The following is a 965-nucleotide window of genomic DNA, read 5'->3' on the forward strand; positions in this document are numbered from 1 at the left end:
TTAGTACGCACCCTTTAATTGTTGAGCTTAGTCGACGAGTCGGAGCACCTCTGGTGTCTACTTCGGCTAATCCTTCTGGCAAGCATCCGGCAATGAACCTACGTGAAGCACGAGACTACTTTAGGGGGAGAGTTGATTATCTTCTGCCTGGCCGCCTTGGCGGCTTCGATAAACCTTCAGAAATTAGAGACCTGGTAAGCGGAGAGTCGCTACGGGTCTAGCGTTGGATAAACTCAGCGCATACAGAATAAATATTAGGAGTGAGTGCATGTTAGAACAGGTCAAAGCTTATTTGCTCGGTTTGCAAGATAGTATTTGTGAAGGGCTGGAGCAAAGTGATGGTCAGGCGCGCTTTGTAGAGGATGCCTGGGAGCGCCCTCAAGGTGGCGGTGGTCGAACTCGAGTGATTAAAGATGGGGCTGTTTTCGAGAAAGGGGGTGTTAACTTCTCTCATGTTTACGGGGACTCATTGCCGCCTTCGGCAACTAGTGCCAGACCTGAGTTGGCAGGTCGTCGCTTTCAGGCGATGGGTGTGTCTTTGGTTATGCACCCTCATAACCCCTATGTACCGACCTCTCATGCCAATGTTCGCTTCTTTATTGCGGAAAAGGACGGTGCTGAACCCATTTGGTGGTTCGGTGGTGGTTATGATTTAACGCCTTACTATGGTTTTGTAGAAGATTGCCAGCAATGGCATCAAGTTGCAGCGGAAGCTTGTGCGCCTTTTGGTGAAGAGGTTTACCCTAAGTATAAAAAGTGGTGCGATGAGTACTTTTACCTGAAACATCGGGACGAAGCGCGCGGAGTTGGCGGCTTATTCTTTGATGACTTGAATGAATGGGGCTTCGAAAAGAGCTTCGAATTTATGCAGGCCGTGGGCAATTCCTATGTGAAGGCGTATCGCCCGATCATCGAACGGCGCAAAGATAGCGAGTATGGCGAAAGGGAGCGACAGTTCCAATTGC

At 49.6% G+C, this 965-nt stretch carries 2 protein-coding genes; both read left to right on the top strand.

All coding sequences use genetic code 11. The features are described 5' to 3' along the window. On the top strand, window positions 1-221 hold a 221-nt coding region (locus tag A3766_RS01950; RefSeq protein ID WP_197479190.1), incomplete at its 5' end, for an L-threonylcarbamoyladenylate synthase. Window positions 222-268: 47 nt separating this feature from the next. Further along, a partial coding sequence (gene hemF, locus A3766_RS01955) for an oxygen-dependent coproporphyrinogen oxidase (protein WP_156508615.1) occupies window positions 269-965 on the top strand: 697 nt, incomplete at its 3' end.

It is taken from the genome of Oleiphilus sp. HI0132 (assembly GCF_001635845.1).